This window comes from Prevotella sp. P3-122, from assembly GCF_002251365.1.
Lineage (GTDB): Bacteria > Bacteroidota > Bacteroidia > Bacteroidales > Bacteroidaceae > Prevotella.
The window spans coordinates 103,490-125,840 of sequence record NZ_NPJH01000041.1 but is presented as its reverse complement, the minus strand read 5'-3'; the positions used below and the strand labels follow the sequence as shown (position 1 = coordinate 125,840).

At 48.3% G+C, this 22,351-nt stretch carries 16 protein-coding genes; 3 read left to right on the top strand and 13 right to left on the bottom strand.

Annotated features, from left to right (window positions below):
* Positions 1-184 precede the first annotated feature (184 nt).
* Genes CIL02_RS08030 through CIL02_RS08015 form a run of 4 tightly spaced genes read right to left on the bottom strand, consistent with a single transcriptional unit; the run spans position 185 to position 3,953 of the window.
* Positions 185-883 (bottom strand): T9SS type A sorting domain-containing protein, encoded by a 699-nt coding sequence (locus CIL02_RS08030; RefSeq protein WP_094400685.1) that lies wholly within the window; start codon positions 881-883, stop codon positions 185-187.
* 45 nt (positions 884-928) lie between these two features.
* On the bottom strand, positions 929-1,762 hold the full coding sequence (locus CIL02_RS08025; RefSeq protein ID WP_094400683.1) for an Omp28 family outer membrane lipoprotein: 834 nt from the start codon (positions 1,760-1,762) through the stop codon (positions 929-931).
* A gap of 16 nt (positions 1,763-1,778) precedes the next feature.
* Positions 1,779-3,446 carry a DUF6029 family protein gene (locus CIL02_RS08020; protein WP_240513590.1) on the bottom strand — a complete coding sequence of 556 codons (1,668 nt, stop codon included), beginning with the start codon at positions 3,444-3,446 and terminating at the stop codon, positions 1,779-1,781.
* 15 nt (positions 3,447-3,461) lie between these two features.
* Positions 3,462-3,953: a peroxiredoxin gene (locus CIL02_RS08015; RefSeq protein ID WP_094400679.1), complete on the bottom strand. Its 492-nt coding sequence runs from the start codon at positions 3,951-3,953 to the stop codon at positions 3,462-3,464.
* A 143-nt stretch (positions 3,954-4,096) separates the two neighbouring features.
* Here CIL02_RS08015 and CIL02_RS08010 point away from each other — a divergent pair, with 143 nt between their 5' ends.
* The gene (locus CIL02_RS08010; protein ID WP_094400677.1) at positions 4,097-7,900 is read left to right on the top strand and encodes a choice-of-anchor J domain-containing protein; all 3,804 of its coding nucleotides are present in this window, start codon (positions 4,097-4,099) and stop codon (positions 7,898-7,900) included.
* A gap of 388 nt (positions 7,901-8,288) precedes the next feature.
* Positions 8,289-9,629: a DUF6080 domain-containing protein gene (locus CIL02_RS08005; protein ID WP_094400675.1), complete on the top strand. Its 1,341-nt coding sequence runs from the start codon at positions 8,289-8,291 to the stop codon at positions 9,627-9,629.
* 295 nt (positions 9,630-9,924) lie between these two features.
* Here CIL02_RS08005 and CIL02_RS08000 read toward each other — a convergent pair whose 3' ends face one another.
* The 9 genes from CIL02_RS08000 to CIL02_RS07960 form a co-directional block, all read right to left on the bottom strand.
* On the bottom strand, positions 9,925-10,134 hold the full coding sequence (locus tag CIL02_RS08000; protein WP_094400673.1) for a hypothetical protein: 210 nt from the start codon (positions 10,132-10,134) through the stop codon (positions 9,925-9,927).
* Between the two features lie 102 nt (positions 10,135-10,236).
* Complete coding sequence (locus CIL02_RS07995) at positions 10,237-12,603, bottom strand: TlpA disulfide reductase family protein (RefSeq protein ID WP_094400671.1); 2,367 nt, start codon at positions 12,601-12,603, stop codon at positions 10,237-10,239.
* A 460-nt stretch (positions 12,604-13,063) separates the two neighbouring features.
* Positions 13,064-13,234, bottom strand: coding sequence for a hypothetical protein (locus tag CIL02_RS16315; RefSeq protein WP_170935047.1), 171 nt, complete (start codon positions 13,232-13,234; stop codon positions 13,064-13,066).
* A 57-nt stretch (positions 13,235-13,291) separates the two neighbouring features.
* Entirely contained in the window at positions 13,292-13,966 is a 675-nt protein-coding gene (locus tag CIL02_RS07985; protein WP_094400668.1) for an ABC transporter ATP-binding protein, read from the bottom strand.
* Positions 13,967-14,004: 38 nt separating this feature from the next.
* A complete protein-coding gene (locus CIL02_RS07980) occupies positions 14,005-16,338 on the bottom strand; it encodes an ABC transporter permease (RefSeq protein ID WP_170935046.1) in 2,334 nt (777 codons plus the stop codon).
* Positions 16,339-16,414: 76 nt separating this feature from the next.
* Positions 16,415-17,665, bottom strand: a complete 1,251-nt coding sequence (locus tag CIL02_RS07975; RefSeq protein ID WP_094400663.1) for an efflux RND transporter periplasmic adaptor subunit — start codon at positions 17,663-17,665, stop codon at positions 16,415-16,417.
* Between the two features lie 11 nt (positions 17,666-17,676).
* Positions 17,677-19,161 (bottom strand): TolC family protein, encoded by a 1,485-nt coding sequence (locus CIL02_RS07970; protein WP_094400661.1) that lies wholly within the window; start codon positions 19,159-19,161, stop codon positions 17,677-17,679.
* A gap of 148 nt (positions 19,162-19,309) precedes the next feature.
* Positions 19,310-20,491, bottom strand: a complete 1,182-nt coding sequence (locus tag CIL02_RS07965) for a PAS domain-containing sensor histidine kinase (RefSeq protein WP_094400659.1) — start codon at positions 20,489-20,491, stop codon at positions 19,310-19,312.
* A gap of 17 nt (positions 20,492-20,508) precedes the next feature.
* Complete coding sequence (locus tag CIL02_RS07960; RefSeq protein WP_094400657.1) at positions 20,509-21,903, bottom strand: sigma-54 dependent transcriptional regulator; 1,395 nt, start codon at positions 21,901-21,903, stop codon at positions 20,509-20,511.
* Between the two features lie 224 nt (positions 21,904-22,127).
* Here CIL02_RS07960 and CIL02_RS07955 point away from each other — a divergent pair, with 224 nt between their 5' ends.
* On the top strand, positions 22,128-22,313 hold the full coding sequence (locus tag CIL02_RS07955) for a hypothetical protein (protein WP_141210171.1): 186 nt from the start codon (positions 22,128-22,130) through the stop codon (positions 22,311-22,313).
* The last annotated feature ends 38 nt before the right edge of the window (positions 22,314-22,351 follow it).

Here is a 22,351-nt window from a genome sequence, read left to right as displayed (position 1 = left end):
CTAAGACTAAAAGAAAACACCCAAAAAGCAAGGATGCATGCGTCCATACTTTTTGGGTGCGATTATTTTTGTGCGACTACACTCAGACCTTAGCCCTTAGCCTTCAGACCTTAGTCCTTTGACCTTAGTCCTCAGTCCTCAGCCCTTAGTCCTTTATGCGTCTGGAAAGCAAAGAGCCTACCGATTATTTCAGCACAACCTTTCCGCTGATATTTGTGCCTGCCCCCTTAACGGCATACACGTATGTACCATTCTTCAGATTGTCGAGCGACAACGTTCCGACAGCAGCATCGACATTCCACTGTGCCACCTGCTTGCCAGAAACTGTGTACAGGCTTACTGTGCGTGGTGCGGCGGCAGCGAAAGTGTACGACATAGTACGGCCATCAAACATCACGCCATCATTTTCAGCCTCTACGCTGCCAACAGCCAAAACTGTAGGGTCGTTGGTCATGATTATTGTGAAGCTGATAGTCGACGAGCGGTCTGATGTATAATAGGCAGTAACCTCACACTTGTAAGTCTGAGTACCCTTTACCATCATACCACCACCATCAAGCTCGATATCGACAGATTCTCCAGCAGTCATGTCTTTAGTTTTTGAGAGGTTTTTTCCACTTATGCAGTTACCACCAAAGCAAAGGCCAACGCTACGTCCGTCAAGTGCCTTTACCTCTACAGTAACATTACCTGCTTTCTCTGAGCTGACGAAAACATAAGGTTTGAACATAACGGAGCCAAACTCTGCAAACGATGGGTCAACCTTGGATGATGTTATCGTTGCACCATTCTCTATGGTATTGCCATCCATAGTAAAGCTCAGCTGTGCGCTTGCTGTCAGCGCAGTAGCGAATAGAACTAATAGGGTAAAAATTTTCTTCATATAAATATTTTTTTCTTTTTATAATAATAGTTGAACAAATAACACTTACTCTTCTGGACAGAGCTTGCACTCAGCAGCCTGCATGACACCCTCCTTGTCGTTGTAGACGAAGGCCACAACAGCCAGGTTCCTGACATTCCAGATGTCCTTGACATCAACCGTAGCTGTGGCCGTGGAATAGACGTTAGACTCCAGGGCAATGTCCTCGCCCCACGTGCCATTGGCACTGCCACGGAAGACATGGTTGTGGACATAGTCCTTAATAAGCTTTCCGTTGTCTATCTGCACGGCCGTGATGTTGCTCTCCGTAACCCAGAGCTGCAGCTTGGCATTGGCATCTGTCTCGGGCAGCATCAGTGCTGTAATTTCAATCTTGGTACTGTCGTTGTTGTAGTGAGCCTCAAGGTTGATGGAAAGAGAAGTTGGTTTCTCAAGCTCCTTTCTGATAAGCTCCGGCCACTTTCCGCTAACGAAGAGTGACACCTCAGAGCTTCTGTCGAAGACTGCGCATGGAAAGCCGACCTTGTCGAGGTCACCCCAGCGGTCCGCATATTCCTGTCCCTCGTTGTTCTTTAGTCCCACAAAGCCAAAGCTGTTATCTTCCGGAAGGCTCAGCCCGCCGGCATGTATGCTTACCGTTATGAGCTGCTCGCCATATTGCTCCGTCAGCGCCGCAAGCCCCCTATGGGCATCAGGGCAGTTGGTACACTGCTGGCCCGTAAACTCCTCGATAAGCACATTACGCTTACTCTCAATAGTAGGCAGCTGTACAAACCTGTCAGCCTCATCAACCTCATCGCATGCAGAGAATGCCGCAATGGCAAACAGTGCCAGCACAGAGTTGCGGACTGTATTTCTGATATTGAATATTCTGTTCATAGTGTGAAGCCTGAATTTAGAAAGTATAGTTATACGAGATGTTCAGTCCCTTGCTTGCCGGAACATACCTGCACACGCCACCGGAGCAGTTGTAGCCAGCACGCGTGCGGCCATATCCGAGCATCAGGCGATGAGCCTTGTATGTACCAGTGACTGATGCCATATAATAATGTATGTCTGTCTCACCCGTATTCCACATGTCGCTTACGGTGAACATCAGGTACGGGAGGGCAGACAGCTCAAGCAGTCCAAACGCCCAGTCGCCCTGGTCCTGACTGGTTGAGAGATATTGCAGCTCGCCTCTTAGTGTGAACTTCTTGTTAATCTGATATTTACCCTCAGCCACACCGATATTGGCCTTGATGACACCGCCCTCGCCCTCTATGACAGTCTTGTCGTATCGCTGGTTCATATACATGAGGTTCAGCTTGAACGACTTGGAGAGCTTCTTCTCCATCTGCAGGTTGATGTCCTGATAATAGAGTTTTCCCATCTTGAAGAAGCCCGTCTCATAGCCGTCGGTACCCATGACCGTGTTGCCATAGATGGGTTCCACGGGGTCTTTGTCGAGACCACGTATATGACTGACATTGAGCTTCAGCTTGGTGCCATACTTGCCTCCGAGAGCCGAGTTGCGCTTGAAAGTATATCCGAACTCACCTTGAAAAGCCCATTCTCCCGGTGCAGCCTGGGTAGCATAGGGATAAAGTGCAGGCAGTGAGTATGTATGCTGGTATGCGAATGCCGGCATGTTGTTGACAAAAGCCGATGTTCCCGTTAACGACCTTCTGGAACGGAACGACATGTTCTCGCTGCGCTTGGCCTGGAACAGTGCGCTTACGCCCTTGGCAGAATACGATGCCGACAGCAGGACTGCCGAACCGCGGCGATAGATGTAGCCATTATCGGCAGATGGGTCCTGCGACCTCCATGCATACTCAGCCAGAAAGCTGTAGTTGCCAGTCTGCAGGCGTGACCTCACGTCGAAGGCATGCACCGTAGACGGCATATCTAACCGGAAGTTGGTGCCCGGCACGATGATGTTGTCACCATCCTCCTCGTAGTTGAGCAGCACGTATGAGCCGCCAACCATCCAAGAGATATTGTTCTCCTGCATGCGCTTGCTGTACTGGTCGATATTTATCTCCAGGTCGGCACCGGCGAGCCATGAATCCGTGTCCCAGTCCCAATAACGTCTCTGCACACCACCGAGAGCCTTGAACTGCACGCCCTTGATGGCATTCACAGCTACGTGCGCTCCCCTGATGGAGTTGTCTATGCCGAGGCTTCTCTCCTCGTATGTACGGAAGATAAGTCCGCTACCGAACTGGTCGTAGAAGTCGCCGAGGGTGACGTCGACACCTTTCCCAGTCTTGAACTTCGCATAGAGATAAGGTACGCCCCACCCCTTGAAATCCGGTTCGAAACCTGGCAACGGATACTCGGTGAACTCCAGTCTGGTTCCAACCTCGAGACTCTTGTAGGCAATGTTGATGTCGGCATAAGTATTGGTGAGCACATCTTCTTTATATGTACCCGTACCTATTTTATTATCCTCCTGGGGCACGAGGATGTCGCTCTGTATGCTTCCGTGCACAGAAACCTTGTCACCGTCCTGCGCCCACGCCTGTCCTGTGGCCATAGCTGCCATGAGGACGGAAGCCGCAAAAAACTTTGAATGCATCACTCTGTCCGGTTATTATTTAGCTACAAGTTCACGAATCTTCTCTATCAGATGGTTCTCTCCTCCATCGGTATATCCGCTTCTGGACTCAACAATCTTGCCATCGCCACCGATGATGAAGACGTGAGGAATCATCTGCACGCCCATGGCACGCCTGAACTCGCTGTTTGGGTCGAGCAGTATTTCGTATTCCCATTCCTCGCCATCCACCAGCGGTTTCACCTTGTGTATGTTCTGTGCCTGGTCGATGGAAATGGCAATGACCTTCATTCCCGTTTCCTCCTGCCAGTCTGCATACTGTTCGTGGATAGCCTTCAGCTCCCTGTTGCACGGCTTGCACCAGGTAGCGAAGAAACTGATAACAAAAGGTTTGCCGTCGTTACTGAGTTCCGACGTGTCAACTGTCTTGCCATCAAGGGTCTTAAGCTTCACCGATGGCAACTGTGCGAATAAGCTTGAGCATGCGCAAAGCATTACCAGCACAGACAAAAATCTAAGTCTTTTCATAAAAAGCATATTATTTAGTTGGCAAAATTACTCATTTTAAATTAAAAATTCAATAAAAAGGTCTTAAAAACTAAAGACTTTTGGCATTTTTGACATTAAAGTAGTAACTTTGCATGGTTTTTTAATATAAAAGTATCATTTTTATGTGTTTTAAGCAATCAATAACCAAGGCCTTGCTGCTTCTTGCGGTAGCCTTGTCATACCATCACATGTTGGCACAAGTCACACCTGAGGCGAGACTTACGAAGTATGGTATGAGCGACGGTTCCGTGATACGCGGAATATCAGACAATGGAAAGTGGGCCGTAGCCTACGGTTCCAACGGTGCCACATCTGAATACTCCTACCCGAAGCTTGTAGATGTTGAGAATGGCGTCGTGACAGAGTTGCTCTCAGCGAGCGACGCTGAGTCGGGCACGGCAAGCCAGGCCAATGACGTCACAGACGACGGCAAGATGGTTGTAGGAGGAATATCCGGCACTCCGGCATACTACAATACGGAGACCAAGCAATGGGTCAGACTGGAAGTTACACTTGGCAATACCGGTGGCCGTGTGATGGCTGTCACGCCCGACGGAAAGTACGGCGTAGGCCTCTGCACGCAAGGAGGTTACGACGAGGTGCCTACCATGTGGGACATGGCCACGGGCAAGCAAATCTCCACACCCAACCTTCCACGTGTAGACCTGTCAGGTACCTACGAGAACATGACCCGCTTTACGGGCATATCGGCCGACGGACGATACATTGTGGGCTGCGTTGACTACAGCTATCCGCAATATGTGATGTATTTCCTTTACGACCGGCAGACAGAGAGCTGGGACCCCATAGTCTTCGACTACAATGCAGACACCAATAAGTTCACAGCTAAGAAAAGCGGTGTACTGTCGCTCGACGGCATCTGCATAAGCCCCAACGGAAAGTGGGTGTCAGGCGTACTCTATACAGCCGAGGACGCAAGGTGTCCGTTCCGCTACAGCACAGAGACCAAGGAGGTGGAGTACATGATGAGAGCAGACGACCTCGACAAGGGTTGCGTTGTCATCGACGACAATGGCACCATCTACGCAGCCACACCGGCCGTAAGTCCCAGCCGCTCGCTCTATATCCTTCACGACAACTACTGGTATGGCCTTGACGAGCTGCTCCAGCAGAGGTATGGCATCGACTACTATACCCGCACAGGCTACTACAGCACAGGTCTTGCCTCAGCCATCTCCGCCAACGGAAAGGTTCTTGCAGGCATGGCATACATCAGCGAGGACAACTACGTGCTGGAGCTTCCAGAGTCGTTTGCAGAGGCTTGCTCCAAGGTAAACCTCCTTTCGACCTACAATGTAACCCCACGTTCAGGCTCATGCATCACCAAGGTTTCCAACGTGGCCGTGAAGTTCTCCCGCCGTGTGGCCGTGACAGGCTCCGTCAGCGACATCGCGCTTAAGGACGAGGACGGCAACGTAGTAAAGAGCGCTCTGAAGTTTGCTGCCAACGCCAGCGACCCAAGAACCGTGGACATCGGTTTCCGCACTACAGCACTGGACAAGGACAAGACATACAACATCGTCATTCCCGCAGGAACCATCTGCCTGGAAGGCGACCAGACCAAGACCAACGCCGAGATTACCATAACCTACATAGGTCACGGCGATACCCCGATAGTATGCACGGGCGTAGCTCCAGAGGAGCACAGCACCGTAGGCCATCTCGACATGACCACCAATCCCGTGGTGTTCACCTTCGACACTGACGTGAAGGTTGCCGATGGCGCAAAGGCACAGCTATACCGCAATGACGAGACTACTCCGATATGCGACCTGAACATCCTTGCCGGAACAAACAACGAGACTTACAATCAGGTTATTGTATATCCTACCAGCTCGCAGAGCCTCTACAAGGGCAACACCTACAGGGTGGTTATTCCCGAAGGCTCCATATCAGACGAGAGCGGTTACAGCTTCAACACAGAGGTAAGCGTCATGTACGACGGCTCATACGAGCGCACCATCGTCTCGGACAACACACATATTTATATAGAGAACTTCGAGGGCGGCATGGGCAACGTCATGCTCTACGACGGTGACAAGAACACTCCTACTGCCGAGATGGAGGCATGGAAGTTCAACTCTACGACTACAGCATGGTGGTATGCCGCTGACGACGACTACACTAATACCTGTGCCGTATCACACTCTATGTACACCCCTGCCGGCAAGTCTGACGACTGGATGGTAACACCACAGCTATATATCCCTGACGACAAGTGCTACCTGTCGTTCAAGGCCCAGAGCTACCGCTTCGGCAGCACCGACAACCTGAAGGTGATCATCTACTCTACCGATGATGTCTACAACGACCTTGATGCAGCTAAGATTGAGAAGTTCAGAACCGAGGGCAACATTGTCGTTGACAAGACCCTCTCGCCGGGAAGCTCCGAGGGTACACTCAATGGCGACTGGGAACTGTTCAACATAGACCTGAGCGAGTATGCGGGAAAGAACATATACATCGCCTTTGTCAACGAGAACGAGAACCAGAGCGCGGTATTCGTAGCAGAGGTGAACGTTGTCCACAACATGGACATGCAGATAGCACTTACGGGAGTTCCCGAGAGCGGTGTCGGCATGACAAAGCAGGCCATCAAGGGTAACGTAACCATCAAGAACGGCACTTCCACATACTCCTCTATCAAGGTGCAGCTGCTCGATGGCGAAGGCAACGTGGTAGACGAGATAAGCCAGGACGGCCTCTCGCTCAAGGCAGAGGATGTCTTCCCATTCGAATTTGCCAAGCCCCTGCCACTGACGAGCGGAACAGAGAACAAGTTCACCGTATACGTAGAGCTGAATGGCGGTGAGACCTTCGACCGTCTTGTCACCTCCATCAGGAACCTCTCGTTCAGACCAACCAAGAGGGTTGTCCTGGAGGAATATACCGGCGAGGCTTGCCCCAACTGTCCTCTCGGCCATCTGGCAATAGAGAAACTGGAGAAGACCTATGGCGACCGCTTCATTCCTGTCACCTACCACGTATACACTGGTGACAGCTTCGAGAGCGGCATGACCGACTACGCCACATACTATCTCGGCATGGCTGCCGCACCAACGGGACGCATCAACCGCGGCAACATCGTATCGCCGATGGTCAGCGAGACCGTAGACGGAGTGGTTGACTACTCATTCACATCAAGCACCCAGAAGCTGTGGTTGGAGACCGTCAGCGACGAGCTGTCCACAGACGCCGATGCCGACCTGTATATCAACGCCATATACGACAAGGCCACAGACGTTCTGTCCATACCATATGCCTTCAAGTACGCGCTCGACATGAGCAACCTCAACGTGGGTATGTTCTTCATCATCACAGAGGACAGCCTCAGCGGATATCAGCAGAACAACCTCTACAGCTTCTACGATGATGACCTCGGCGAGTGGCAGAAGGACGGCCTTTACGGCAAGAGCATCATTTACCCATACATCTTCCACGATGTGGCCCGCGCACTATACCCGTCGTCAAACTACAGCGGAATGCGCGGACTTGTACCTACCGAGGTGGAGAGCAACAAGGACTATACGGGCACCGTATCGTTCGGCATAAAGACCAACGCGCCATACGTCAGCAACATCTACAACTGCAAGGTGGTATGCATGATGATTGACGCCAACACTGGCCGCGTCATCAACGTTGCCCGCGCCAAGGTGTCAGACTCCACAGGCATCGAGGGTGTTGAGGGCGGCAACGGCTCTGCATCTATCAGCGTTGACGGAGCTGCCATTGTGGTTACTGCCAACGGCGAGGCATCGGTAAAGGTAATAGCTGCCGACGGACGCACACTGGCTGACACCACTGTCAACGGCTCTGCCGTAATACCTGTTTCCTACAAGGGAGTAGCAGTAGTGAAAGTATCTGGCAACGGACACTCTACCGTCAGGAAGGTTGTCGTTAGATAATTAAGTATCGCATGTCTCAGACTACAACATAAGCAAGGAGCTAAGTCTACATTAAGACTTAGCTCTTTTTTTGTGGGGAAAAGACATATTCATGCCAATGAGAATACCATTACATCTGAAGACTATTACCATTCCATCGCCTGAAAGGTTAATAACCTTACGGGCGAAAGGTTATTAACCTTACGGCTGCAAGGTTATTAACCTTACTGCCCATGCAAACATATGCGTTGCACTATCCATATATATCCGTAGCTCACATCATATAATAATCTGCTCTATCTAAATACGTCAAACTGATGTTTCAACATAGATATTCCCACTAAGGATATTTGGCAGTAAGGCTTTATTTTCCTATCTTTGTGCCGATTTTCTAATCATTCACCGTTCTATGGATATATTCAAGATAAGAAAAAGGGAAATACCTGCGCTCGTTGTCGGAATGACAATTCTGCTGGTTGTCAACGGCCTGATGATAGCCTACAAGTACGAGCTGTTCACCCGTGGGGGCAACCTCGGGTTCTGGACCATCTTCCACGACCATTTCACACTCTCGGGCTACGATCCATACATGTACATCACATTGTCACGCTGGAAGATATACTACACCCTGTCCCGTCATCCGCTTCTGACGCTGCTGCTCTACCCTCTCGCCATGCTCAACGGGTGGCTCATGGACATCACAGGCTGCAACTGCGCCATCTTCATCATGGCAGTGCTCTACACCCTGTGCGGCACCTACACATTCCTGTTCACCTATCGCATAGCCAACCGCCTGATAGGACTTGGACGGGCAGACTCCCTGCTGCTGTCCGTGCTTTTCTTCTCCTTTGGACATATCATGGCCGCCAGCGCCACCCCCGACCATTTTGCCCTGTCGCTGTTTCTTCTTTCGCTCACCCTGTATATTGCAGGAAGCATGATGCAGGAAGGCAGGAAGATGCCTGCCTGGCTGACGGCATTGCTGGCAACGGCAACAGCAGGCGTGACACTGACCAATGGTGCCAAGATATGGCTGGCAGCATGGTGGACCAATGGCCGGGCATTCTGGAGGCCACGCCATATAGCCGTTGCCGTGGGGCTGCCGCTTGCCATCATGGGAGGATGCTACTGGGCACAGTACGAGAACATGGTAAAGCCCGACAACGAGATACAGACAAGGAACATCGAGAAGAGGATGAAGAAGGACAAGAAGTTTGCCAAGAAATTCATGGCTCATCAGGAATGGATGAAACACCGCCGCTCATTCAACGACACGGACAACAGCATTCTGGAATGGATAGACACCAAGACATCACGCACGGCAACTGTCGTTGAGAACCTTTTTGGCGAGTCGTTCCAGTTTCACTGCGACTATCTGCTTCAGGACACAAACATGACGCGTCCCGTGATTGTGAGCTACAGGTCGTGGTACAGCTACGCCGTCGAGGCGGTGCTCGTAATATTGTTTCTTGCCGGTTGCGTATGCGGCTGGCCGTCAGCGTTCTTCCGTCTCGTCCTGTCGTGGTTTGCCGTCGACATGACCATGCACATGGTTCTTGGCTTTGCCCTCACCGAAGTCTACATCATGGCAAGCCACTGGGCCGTCATCGTCCCCATCGCCATGGGCTTCCTGCTGGCACGCCTGCACGGCCATTGGCAGACGGCCATGAGAATGTTGACAATCCTCATCACCATATGGCTGCTGGCGTGGAACGGAACATTGCTGGCAACGCATCTGCTGGGCTTATAGACAAGGGGACAGGGTCGAGTAGAGCGAGGGAGTTTCACCCTCACCCTCTCACAGAACCGTGCGTGAAAGTCTCCCCTCACACGGCTCTTCACACTCAACGCTTTGTGCATAGACATAACCTTGGGGTCTGACCTCTCTGCCAATGATAGAAAAGACTGCGGTCTTTGCTCGCTATCTCTTGCAGCCAAATGAAAGCTCGTGCCAACGAGAGCAGAGCATCAAGCAGGCTTGAATGCTATGCCGAGTGCAGCCGAGGTTGCAGGAACTGAAAGCTCGTGCCAACGAGAGCAGAGCATCAAGCAGGCTTGAATGCTATGCCGAGTGCAGCCGAGGTTGCAGGAACTGAAAGCTCGTGCCAACGAGAGCAGAGCATCAAGCCTGCTTGAATGCTATGCCGAGTGCAGCCGAGGTTGCAGGAACTGAAAGCCTTGACAATGGGCTTGCGATGGAAACGCTTGTATTTCCTGCGTATCCAATAGGCAAGCACCATGTTCAAGTGGTTCATGACCTTGACAAATTCTGTCTATCACAAATGTTAAAAAAAAAATGAGAAGGCGGGACACGGACCTGTCCCCTGTCCCGAACATGTCTCTGCGATAAACTTCGACTACTTTCCAAGTATCATCTTTACAAGGTCTTCCAATGAGTTGAGGTCGCGAGCATCCACCTTTATATCGAGGATATTGCCTTGCTTGTCAGTAATCTTATATGTTGGGAATGAATTAATCTGAAGGTAACGCTCAATGGCACTCTGTTGCGGAATTTCCAGATTGAAGTGTGTCACATTAGGACCTGTCACGTTGTATTCCTTGATTACATTCTCCCACGTGTCCATAGGACTGTTGTTTGCCAGGTACACAAACTGCATGTCATACTTTGCCAGACGCGCATATTCCTCCTCGGAATGCGACAGAGCCTCTTTGCAAGGACTACACCAAGTGCCCCACACATCTATCAATACGATCTTTCCCTTGTATGGTTCGAGCAGTTTCTTCAGTATTTCTTCGCCCTCTGTCATGCCTTGCACATCCTTGCCGGTGTTCAGTATGCGTTTGTCAAACTGGCGGTTAGTGAGAGCCTGGTAGTATTCATTCTTCTTCTCAAGGTCTGCATACACCTCAGGAGTGTCTATCCACACCTTGAGGCTATCCATGGTAGCGGTAGTTAAAGGCTTACGGTTATAATCCAATTCATCGTATGCCATCTTTGCCATCATTATGCTCTTGACGAGTTTGTCAGCGCCGATAGAATCGAGAGCGTTCAACTGATTCTGCCATCTTGGCAACAGAAGGTAATTGTTTGCCACGTCCCTTGCACGGGGAGAGTTGAAGATTCGCACCACCTGTTTGATGATATCCGCATTTGCAGCATTGAATTCGTTAGCCTTCTGCTGCTTTTTCTCCATTTCAGGAATAGCATCAATCTCCTTGTCAATTTCGTCCATACGCACCTTGTATTCTTTCAGCATATCCCGTTCTTTTTGGTCTGCCGTAATCTCATCGATGTGGTCAAACATGTTGAACGAGTATGTAGTCTGGACATTGAGCGTTGCATCGTCAAGATAGTCACACCAAAATTGTCTCACATCCCTATAGAGAGTGTATGGCTTTGGCAACTTCAGCCAGAAATTCTCGTAAGCATACTTTTTCGCATTCTCAGGGAAGTGGTAATCTTTCGCACGGAAACGTGCCTGTCCGAAATCATGTGCCTGCTGCCATGTGGCGCTTCCCTTGCAGTATAGGTTGAAGCGCGTGGAGAGAGTAGGGTGCTGTCGGCATAGTTCATCAACTTGCGCGTGCTGTGTCTTTATAAGACTATCTACCGAAGCAACGTATTTGTCGAAGTCGTCACCGTCTTCTTCCATGCGTATGCTGTTCCAGTTGAGAGGATGACGGAACAGTTCGTTCTGCAGACGAACATCCTCACCCATCCACATTCGGCGACCTTCCTTAAAGTCATAGAGCAGGAAGTATGTCTTGCCAGGCTCAAGCATGGTGCGCATGAAGCATCGTTGCCAGTCGCAGAAGAACTCTGAACTGTTCATGAGTGGAATCTTGATGCTGAATCTTCCCAGCGAATCCAGCTCCGCATTGAAGTTTACCTGTTCATCTTGGAAGAAATCCTGAGTGCCGAAGTCGAAAGTATTCATGCTGCGATAATGCTCAGGCATGTCCTTTATCCATCCTATCACGGTAGCCGTGTCAGTCTTGTAGTTTGTGTCCAAGAAGTCGGTGCGGGTGTCCTTTGTTGGATAGTAAGGCATGAAACGCTCCGTTATCATCGAATACACAGCCTTCCTGCCGTCAATAGTAATGGTGCGCTTACCCTTCTTGTCCTTTCCTACCATCACGTTCACGGTCTTTCCATCGCTCTCCAGAACAATCTGTGCCTCACCTTTGGTTGGATTTGTCTCCGCTTTCATGTTCCATATCTTGCAGTCATAGATGGCATAGTTGTCAATGAAGGCAATCTCCCAATCACCAGTCTTCTCGTTTCTCCAATATGAAGGGAACAACATCTTGTGGCGCTCCTCCACAGGTCGTATGCCCTTTATCTGAAAGGCACGCTCACCGTCGCCCTCAATGAAGTCAAACACCTTGGTGCCGAGAGGTAATGGCTTGAAGTGGAACACTATGTCCAGTTTGCCGTCAGCCTCTGTCTGGCGGTACTTATCAAACTCAATGCCATCTGCTGACACCACAGGATACCTCACGCCATCAGCAAGCAGATAAGTATCTTTTGTGAACTGAAAACGATAGTCAGGATAATCGGAACGCAACTGTACCCTTACAGCCATCGTTGTCTCATCCTTTTTCAGTTCCACACGGGTTACATCAATGACGGTGTTGAAGAACCCATCACCATAATCCGTACCAAACTCTGTCGTAGGGTTATCCCATACTGCTGGTTTCTGTGCCCATGATGCGGTAAAGCATAACAACGTCACAAACAGCGTATTAAAAAACTTTTTCATCTTTATTTTATTAGCAATTATTGGCGGTATTTACTTAAGTTCTACGGCTGGCATCACGATTGCATTCGTTATGATGGCATCTGCAAGACCATCATACTCTTTGTTGAATGTGCTCATAAAATGCCTTCAGGAAGTTTTGTCACCTTATGCTTAGTACGCGGAATGACATAGCTACCAGGCTTCACCCTATAGAAAGAAGCGAAGGTCTTTCGAGTTGCAGACTCTCGAACAGGAGCTTCAATATGCTTGAAATCTTCCAACTTTGGATTTCTAAGATCTATCATTACTGATTCGTTATCAAATTCTTATAAATAGGTAAACGCCGACCTTTTGCTCTACAAAAGTACTACATTTTTTCAATTACGATTCATCTTACCCTTAAAAGATGCTATGTGGGCGAAAAACATGCCATAATGTTGCTCAGATGTAACATTTCAACACTACTTCCATCCTTTCCCCTTTAGTTTATAGATGTGCCTTCATCCTGCACATTGGTCAGCATGAAGGTGCGGTCAAGGTGCAGGATGTAATGATCCACCGTCAGCTCCTGATGCACATACCGTGCAATGATGATGGCACCCGTGAGACTCACGATGAGTCCCACAACATTAATAAAGGTATATGTGCGCATGCGAGACAAATGACGCCATGCATGCTTGAAAATATAAAGCGAATTCATTCTTTCTTGTTACATCTCTACTTCGTTTACAATCTGTCCGTCAAAAAGGTTGATGGTACGGTCTGCATAGCTGGCATCTCGCTGCGAGTGAGTAACCATGACGATGGTGGTACCTTCACGGTGCAATTCCTTTAGGAGTTCCATAACCTCACGACCATTCTTAGAGTCTAGGTTACCTGTAGGCTCATCGGCAAGGATGAGTTTCGGGTTCGAGATTACGGCACGGGCAATAGCCACACGCTGCTGCTGACCGCCTGAGAGCTGGGCAGGGAAGTGCTTGGCACGATGTCCCATGGCTACACGGTCGATGACCGCCTTGACAGCCTCCTTACGTTCCTTGGCTGACACACCCATATAGAGTAGAGGAAGTTCGATGTTCTCGCTCACATTCAGTTCGTCAATGAGGTTGAACGATTGGAATACGAAACCGAGTGCTCCCTTGCGCAGCTTGATGCGGTCGCTCTCGCTGAGAGTGCTCACGTCCTTGCCATCGAGCATGTATGTACCCTCGGTTGGTGATGACAGCAGACCGAGGATGTTCAGCAGTGTTGACTTGCCACATCCCGAAGGACCCATGATGGCTACAAATTCACCTGCCTTAACTTCGAGGCTAACTTCACGAAGAGCCCATGTCTCTACGTCTTCAGTACGAAATACTTTCTTGATGTTTTCAATCTTAATCATAATGTTTATTTTTTTAATCGTTTAATTCTTTTCTATTCTTACTCCTTCACGATCATCTCGTCGCACTCTACTTTCATAACCTTCCTAATATGCCAGCCCACGATAAGGGCGATGAGGATGATGATAACGAGGGAGCCGAGAATGCACGGAATGACAGGGGAGAGTGTGGCATCGACAGAACCTTGCATTATCCCGTCCATCATCTGGTTAAAGAGTATTGCACCCGGAATCGCAATGAAGAGTGCGAGGACGATAAGAATGAAGTACAAGCGCCCGAAGAGGCGATAGATGTCACGTCGCATTGCTCCATGCACCTTGCGGATTGCCACCTCCTTGCGACGCGAGCGAGTGTCGAGAGCAATGGTACTGTAGATACTCATAGCACAGATGATGATGCTTACCGCGCCAAGAATCCAGGCGATAGTTTTCATGCTCCTGATTAAATTAATCTCGGTTTTTTTGTCGCAGAAGTTCTTTGCCATCTTATCTGATACAGATGGTGAAAGACGATGGATGGTTTTCTCCATATCGCTAATGAGAGAGGCATACCTGCCAGCCTTTGGCACAACGACATATTCAAAGCCACGACCTTCATTCCCTTGATGAATGTATATGGAGGTTTTCATGTTTGTATAAGGAATGTCAGGTATCGTTCCTGCGATAGGCAATGTCAATACTCCCTCATTCCAATCATTTAGTGTAAGCGTACCATTATCAATGACGCCCAACTCTTTCAACTGACTGTAGATGCTTTCATTCATCAGTACAAACTCCTTGACATTGTTATTCTTGGCAAACCAATGTGCTTTCAGATTGTAGAAAGATAGCAGAGTAGTGTCTGTTGCACAGAAGAATGGAAGGTAGTCTCTTTGCAAAGCAACCTTTGCTTCTTCATTTTCCGTAAGATTGAGAACCGGGATGTGTCCCTCTGAATGGCAAACCATCCTATCTACATCAGGAAGACGTCGTATCTCCTCTACGAGTTGCTTGGGATCGTCATCATGCCTCAAACTTAATGAAACGCAATTTTCATAGAAACTCTCGTCCTCAGGCAGATGGTAGGCATCCAGCATCTTGTCTGCCCAATTGAGAGTAATGAATGTACCACAGACAAAGACAATGCTTATGGCAATCTGAAAGCCAAGCATAGTGTTGCGGAAGATGTGGGTACGGCTGTGTCGCATGTTGGCTTCAAGACCTTTCTCCGACTTGCAAATGCGGATGAGGGCTATCCATATTGTCAGGCTACAGATAACAAACAAAAGAAGTCCTATCTGGCAGCTGTACATACCGAGATTGTGAATCACAAAGTCTCCCTCCGACATCAAGTCGGCTAACCTTGTGTAGAGGAAGTGCTCGATCCAGTTGCCAATAAGCACAGCTGTAATGACTGACATGCAGATAGTAATCAGTACTTCCGTACAGAAGAGGTAGAACAGCTGCCAGCGTGTAGCTCCATTCACAATGCGAAGCGACACCTCCCTACGGCGACTCCAGAAGAGTTGAATCTGCATACGTAGGAAACCAATGATAGCTGCAATCAGGATAAGTGAACTGACGAGATAGACAAGGGAATTGATAGTCAAGACCGCTTCCACACTCTCTCTGCCTGCTTCACTCTGGAGCTGTGCCTTAATCCCGAAAGGCTTGATGCGTGAGTTAATTTCATCCAAGAGCTGCTTATCAGTGCATTCTTCCTTTCTCGCAACATTTATCCATATGGCATAAGCCTCGGCTGAAGTCTCGCATTGCACACTTTCCACATCACCCAATGAAATATACATGTGTCGGGGACTGAGCGGACTGTCAAACTCAGAAAAATCTTCACACACATCTACTATTGTAAAAGGGATAGGGAATGTCTCGCTTGTATAAACCTGCACAGCACCAACGGGGTTCTTGTCGCCAAAGATGATTGTCGCCAAGCTCTTGCAGATGATGGCTTCACCCACTCCCAGCTTCTTTATCCTCTCGCCAGTGATGGCAGAACGGTGACCGTGGTAGTCAAACATTTCTGGGTCGATGATGCAGCAGTCAACAGCTTTCCTCAGTATAGAGGAATCAGAGAAATGGAACTCAAAACGATTTCCATACATAGTTCCATTCGGTACAGCCATCTTCTCTGCGCATTTCAATCCTCCGTCACCCTTTAATGCACGGATAATGTCTTTGTTTACTCGTACATAATTAGTATCCGCATCTGGAGCAAGATTAAGAGAGTCGAACCACACTTGATACGCTCTATCATAGTATGACTGATGATAGATGGTAGGAAGTTTGATTCTTTCAATTGCAGAATGTGCAAAGGCAAGCGTCACTATGCCTATAGCAATGCCCAGCACAGAAATTATTGTCTGAAGTTTGTACTTCATGAGATTGCGAATTGCAATCTTAAGGTTGTGAATCAATAAATACATAATTGTCTATTTTGACAAAAAGTTACACAAATCATTTGATTATAAGTTCTTCAATATCTCCAAACTTATCATATCCGCTGACAATCACGCGGTCTCCTTCGTTGAGACCACCAACTATCTCATAGTGTTGCGGATTCTGACGGCCAATCTCTATCTCCACCTTCGTTGCCTTCTTGCCATCGGAGGAGAGGCGGTAAATCCATTTCCCACCTGTGTGCTGGTAGAAGTCGCCACGAGGAATGATGATAGCACGCTCTGGTTTGCCAAGCTCTATCTGCACACGATAGCTCTTGCCAAGACGTATGTTCGATGGATTTTGTCCTGAGAAGACGAGGTCGACATCGAAGCTGCGCTCCTTCACCTCTGGCACTACTCTTGAGATGCTGAGAGGGAAGGTCTTGTCCTGATAGCTTATCTTGGCAGGGAGTCCTGCAGTTATGCGGTCGATGTAGTATTCGTTCAGCGAGGTGTGAACCTTATACTGTGACAAGTCCTTGATCTGACCGATGCTCATGCCCATAGATACCTGCTGACCTGGAGTGACGGCAAGGTAGCTCAGCTGACCAGAGATTGGGGCGCGCACCACAAGTCCATTGGTACGATTGTTTGCACGACTTAGCTTCTTGTTTTCTGCCTCGCGGTTGGCAACAACCATCTCACGGCGCAGTCGTGTGGCTATGGAATCATGACGCAGGCTCTGCATCTGCAGTTGAGTCTTCTGCTTCTGGTACTCATAATCCTCTTCTGCCACCTCCAGCTCAGCCTTGCTCTTGATACCCATGCGATACTCCTCGCGGCTCTGCTTGAGCGACTTGTCGAGGCTCGCCATCTGGTGCGAAGCGTCGAGAGCCTGCTGGCGCAACGTGATGCTCTTCTGTTCCATCTCTATCTCCTGCTCGCGATAGTTGCGCTGGCTGTTCTGCCATGAGTCGCGTTCGTCCTCAATGGAACGTAGCAGTTCGGGGTTGGTAAGCACGAGTATCGTGTCGCCCTCATTCAGTATAGCACCTTCCTCAGCCACGATGCGGCTTACGAATCCGCTCTCCATAGCATTGATTTGGAGTGTGAGGATTGGCTGAGTGACACCTTCCACATCCACGTATTCCATGAAGTGTCCGTTCTCCACCTCCACTATCTTATATTCCTCGGCATCAATGTTCAGTTGGCGAGGGCATACAATCAGCGTGATGACATACACCACGAAGGCGAGGAACGCTACGCCTGCCATAATGTAATAGCGGTACTTGATGTACCAGGGCTTTGGTTTAAGTTGTATATCCATGATGTTCTGTTTTATTCTATGGGTAATTCTTCCGAAATGGGTAGATTTCTCTCAAAATCGTATGCCGTCATTGAACGAATCGTATAATAAAGGCTCCAATATGTTTGCATAGCTGAAAGGTGACTACGGCGGGCTGCATTCTTCTCGTTTATTGATGAATTCAGGTCGAGTATAGAATTCCTTCCCATGATATAGAGTTGCCGAGCAACCGTATGTCGCTGGTTTGCTCTCTTGTCGGTAAGTTTCGCAATCTTGACCTTGTGAGCCTGCCTGTTGAATTGCATGACCAACTTTTCTATGTTCTGATAGAAGTCATTCATTCCTTGTTCTGCCTGAGTCTCTATCAATGCCAGTTGCGATTTTGCAACCCTCACGCGACCTTTGCCGCGTCCCCAATCAAGGATTGGCAAGACTATTGACACACTGGCATACTCCTGATTCATCAGGTTTCTGTATGCTGTGCCAAGTTCGTTTCCTGTTTGTGATAATCCAAATTGTAGGTAAAGGTCTGCTTTCAGCCCAGAGTTAGCTCGGGCGTTAGCGAGCGAACTCTTGCTCTCCGTCACAATACGCTTGTAATAGTCGGGATCGGGACTATTCTCTGTTGCTAGACTTATGGCTTCGTCAAGTGGTACGCTAAATTGCGGTACACTGTCGGGGATTATGAGCCGTATGTCGGTTGACTGTTCTAGCCCCAGAAACGAGCGAACGCTTTGCAACTGTTCTTGAAGAGAAATCTGTGCATCCATTACGTTGCTCTCTTCATTGAGCTTGTTGATTTCCAACTGGAGCATTTCGTTCTCGGTTATGGTTCCAATAGAATAACGCCCCTGAGCCATTTGGTAGAGTGTGTCTGCCGAAGCGTAGTTCTGTCGAGCCATATCCAGTTCCATTTGCGCTGTAGCAAGGCGAAAGAAATAATTGCAAGCGGTGGCAGAAACAAGCTCAAGTGTCTCTGCATATTGTTTCTTGGCTTCGCGGAAACGGATGGGCTCAATGAGTTTGTCCCATTTCAATGAGTTATAGCCGAAGAGGCTCTGCTGATAACCGATAGAGATGGGAGATGCGCTATAATTAGTCGATTTGTTTTGAAACTCATCAAGACGATTTAGCCTACTCTTCACAAAGAGACTACCACCCGTAAATGAGATATTCTGATTGATGGTCAACGATAGGTCTGCACCAAATTGGTCTTGACCGATAAACATTGCCGTTCCGTCTGACTGAGTGATTTTATTCACCTCTTTATTTATATAAGGTGAGGAACTGAGTGTAATAGACGGTAGGTAGTTTGCACGGAAATAACGATAGTTCCAGTAGGCTGAAAGAAATGAGTTTCTGGCGCTCTGTGCCGAAGGCGATTGAGTTTTGGCAATCTGGATGACAGATTGAAGATCCAACACCAACGAATCATTGGGGACAGATTCCGCCTTTCCTCTATTTGGAATGAAAAGGAGGAATTCAAAGACTAATGTGTATAATGTTCTTTTTGTCATTGGGCATGTATTTTTACTATTATATATAGCAAAATAGAAGCCAATAGTGTAAGTAACTGATTACTAATGTCTAATCCCAAATTGGTGTATTTTCCACCTGTGCGGAAACGCACGCCTTATGTGCGGAATCGCACGGTGCGCACACTATTTACAAAGGCAGAATAATCGTGAATAAAGAACCTTTTCCTATGGTAGAAGTGGCTGTTATAGTACCTCCATGAAGAGTGATTACCTGTTTGCAAATGCTGAGACCAATACCCGAGCCATCAATCTTGGTGGTAAAAAAGGGCACGAAGATGTTATCCAGCACGTCAGTAGCGATCCCAACACCATTGTCTTCAACTGTAATGCAGACTTCCCGCCCTCGTAACTGTTGCTTTATCGACAACGTGATGCACGGCTCACAGCATCCATCTGTGGCTTCGAGGGCATTTTTGATAAGATTGATTAGCACCTGTTCTATCTGTGTGCGGTCGATGTGAAGGAGTTGATCTTCATTCTCGGTCTTAAAGTGTATGCAGTCGGATTTATAGAGCTGCTTCAAATTGGCAAGAAGGTTGCCGACTGATACATTATCATACTGCGGAGCAGAAATGTACTGCAGCTTGCGGTAGTTCTCCACAAACTGCATGAGTCCTCCTGCACGGCGGTTAATGGCTTGTATTGCAGCAAGCATATCCTCATCCCTGAAGTTACTTTGCTGCATGGTGTCGCTGAGGGTGTCGGATAGAGAGATGATAGGCGTAAGCGAGTTCATTATTTCGTGAGTAAGTACCCGTACCAGTTTTTGCTGGGCATCAGCTTCACTTTGTTGAACTATAGTTTGAACATTCTGTATGGTATAGATGTGGAGTGTTAGTCCCATGGTGTATAGATAAGACATGCTGACCACATAGTCCTTGACAGAGCTGTCAGATTGTGGCTGGAAACGTACGAGTTGCTGTATGCCTGGCCGCAATTGCTGCAGAGTGGCTGGCAATTCTGCATCCACAGCAGAGAGATCGTTCAAATGCTGAATCTTGAATCCACACAGACCCTCAACTGCCGAATAGTTCATCCAACTGACCTTGCCAGAGGAGTCTGCAACTATCAGCATGTCGCTGACGGTGTTGAGAAGCGTATCGAAGTACTGATACTGCTTCTCTTGCCTCAGTTGGCCTTCACGGAAATCATTTATCACGGCATTCATTTCCTCGGCAAGCTTTCGTTCCTCGCCTTTCATGCCGTCAAGGTTAAACTGAAGGGAAAGGTCGCGGGTGCGCAACGAGTCGAGCATAAGACGAAGTCGCTTTATGCTTTTGCCATGAAGAATGTTTTCGATGAATGACATACTTTGCTGATTTCTTGTTAGATTCCTAATTTCTCAATCTTGCGGTATAAAGCAAATCGTGTGATGCCTAAGAGTTCTGCTGCACGGGTGAGATTGCCATTGCTCGCAGATATGGCACGAGCAATAGCTTTGCGTTCAAGCTCATCAAGGTTATAGGTCACTCCGATTTCATCCTGACTATCATTGCCAGAGTTGCTTCCGTCACCCTCCATTGAGAATGTACTTTTTCTTTCCAGCGGAATGTCATCCGCTTCGAGAATAGCCTTGTCTGAGAGGACGATGGCTCTTTCTATGCTGTGCTGCAGTTCACGGATATTGCCGGGCCATGAATGTTGCAAGAGTTTTTGTTTGGCTGATTCAGCAAGAGTCGGAACGCGCTTACCATATTTGACAGCCATGTTGCTGATGAAATGTTCAGCAAGCAGAATGACATCGTGGCCACGCTCACGCAAAGGTGGCAGGTGAAGCTCTATTGTGTTGATGCGATACAACAGGTCCTGGCGGAACGCACCCTCTCTGACCTTAGCATAGAGATCTGCATTTGTTGCACTAATGAGTCGCACATCTACATTCTTTGACTTGTTGCTACCGATGCGTGACACCACTCGTTTCTCAATGACCGTTAGCAGTTTCTGCTGAGTCTGAGCGGAAAGGTTGCCTATCTCGTCAAGGAACAATGTGCCGCCATCCGCAGACTCTACTCGCCCTTCTTTTGCGTTTTTGGCATCGGTAAAGGCTCCCTTCTCATAGCCAAACAGCTCGCTTTCAAACAGTGTTTCAGGAATACAACCAAGGTCGATGCAGACGAATTGCTTGTCGCTGCGTGTCGAGAGTTCGTGAAGTGCGTGAGCTGCCACATCCTTGCCTGTGCCGTTCTCGCCTGTTATCAGAACATTGGCATCTGTAACCGCCACTCGTGCTATCTGACGTTTCATTTCAATTATGGCAGGGCACTCGCCTATCATGCGACTGAAAGTCTCGTCCTGAACCGTCTGTACTGCTTCTCGTCCTTGTCGGCTATAACTCAGCTCGATGGCACTGTGCACAGTGTCGAGCATCTTTTGTTTGTCCCATGGTTTAGGAATGAAATCTATGGCTCCTGCCTTGATGGCACGAACCGCCTTCTCCGTATCTACATATGCTGTGATGAACAGCACCACGCTTCTCGGATTATGTTTCAATATTGCTTCAAGCCATTCGTAGCCTTCTTCACCACTGATAGCATCACGGCGGAAGTTCATGTCGAGAAGTATAACATCAGGGGCAAAGCTATCCATGAACTCGATGATTCGTTCTGGCTTAGTTATAGCTCTGATAGCTTCGACACGAGGTTTCAGCAGAAGGTTGAGAGACAAGAGGACATCTTCATTGTCGTCAACCAAGAGTATTTTCCCTTTTTTGGATTCTTCCATCTTTGTTTGCAAATTACCCTAACTAAAGTTTTCCACCCTTTGTGATGGTTTAATTGTGTATAAATTGATTTTATTTAACTATTAAAATAACAGGAGTTTGAAGAAAAAGTTGTAAATTAGCAAGTGAAAAGAAAACCAATTGCAACCTCAGCTCAGCCCCTGTTATGACTGCAAATTTAGAAAATATTCACGAGATATACAACATTGTTTGCCAGAAGAATCGCATGAACGCAGATATTATCAATCTTTTCGACCATTTTCACCTTTCTCAGAGGCTGAGGCACTTGAAGATGGAGAAGCAGCAAGGCATCTCGGCCTCTCTGCTGATAGTGCTGCTGTGCCTCTTCAGAATGTGCCATGAGAGTATCGGAAGTTTCTACTCGCACCAGTTCTACGGATTGTCCCTATGATTCTAAAGTCTTTCTTCACAAAATACTTCGGTTTTGCC

What these genes read in the sequence shown, in the direction of transcription:
- CIL02_RS08030 (WP_094400685.1), bottom strand. Translation starts at nt 883, where the DNA reads ATGAAGAAAATTTTTACCCTATTAGTTCTATTCGCTACTGCGCTGACA.
- CIL02_RS08025 (WP_094400683.1), bottom strand. Translation starts at nt 1,762, where the DNA reads ATGAACAGAATATTCAATATCAGAAATACAGTCCGCAACTCTGTGCTG.
- CIL02_RS08020 (WP_240513590.1), bottom strand. Translation starts at nt 3,446, where the DNA reads ATGCATTCAAAGTTTTTTGCGGCTTCCGTCCTCATGGCAGCTATGGCC.
- CIL02_RS08015 (WP_094400679.1), bottom strand. Translation starts at nt 3,953, where the DNA reads ATGAAAAGACTTAGATTTTTGTCTGTGCTGGTAATGCTTTGCGCATGC.
- CIL02_RS08010 (WP_094400677.1), top strand. Translation starts at nt 4,097, where the DNA reads ATGTGTTTTAAGCAATCAATAACCAAGGCCTTGCTGCTTCTTGCGGTA.
- CIL02_RS08005 (WP_094400675.1), top strand. Translation starts at nt 8,289, where the DNA reads ATGGATATATTCAAGATAAGAAAAAGGGAAATACCTGCGCTCGTTGTC.
- CIL02_RS08000 (WP_094400673.1), bottom strand. Translation starts at nt 10,134, where the DNA reads ATGAACCACTTGAACATGGTGCTTGCCTATTGGATACGCAGGAAATAC.
- CIL02_RS07995 (WP_094400671.1), bottom strand. Translation starts at nt 12,603, where the DNA reads ATGAAAAAGTTTTTTAATACGCTGTTTGTGACGTTGTTATGCTTTACC.
- CIL02_RS16315 (WP_170935047.1), bottom strand. Translation starts at nt 13,234, where the DNA reads ATGCGCACATATACCTTTATTAATGTTGTGGGACTCATCGTGAGTCTC.
- CIL02_RS07985 (WP_094400668.1), bottom strand. Translation starts at nt 13,966, where the DNA reads ATGATTAAGATTGAAAACATCAAGAAAGTATTTCGTACTGAAGACGTA.
- CIL02_RS07980 (WP_170935046.1), bottom strand. Translation starts at nt 16,338, where the DNA reads ATGAAGTACAAACTTCAGACAATAATTTCTGTGCTGGGCATTGCTATA.
- CIL02_RS07975 (WP_094400663.1), bottom strand. Translation starts at nt 17,665, where the DNA reads ATGGATATACAACTTAAACCAAAGCCCTGGTACATCAAGTACCGCTAT.
- CIL02_RS07970 (WP_094400661.1), bottom strand. Translation starts at nt 19,161, where the DNA reads ATGACAAAAAGAACATTATACACATTAGTCTTTGAATTCCTCCTTTTC.
- CIL02_RS07965 (WP_094400659.1), bottom strand. Translation starts at nt 20,491, where the DNA reads ATGTCATTCATCGAAAACATTCTTCATGGCAAAAGCATAAAGCGACTT.
- CIL02_RS07960 (WP_094400657.1), bottom strand. Translation starts at nt 21,903, where the DNA reads ATGGAAGAATCCAAAAAAGGGAAAATACTCTTGGTTGACGACAATGAA.
- CIL02_RS07955 (WP_141210171.1), top strand. Translation starts at nt 22,128, where the DNA reads ATGAACGCAGATATTATCAATCTTTTCGACCATTTTCACCTTTCTCAG.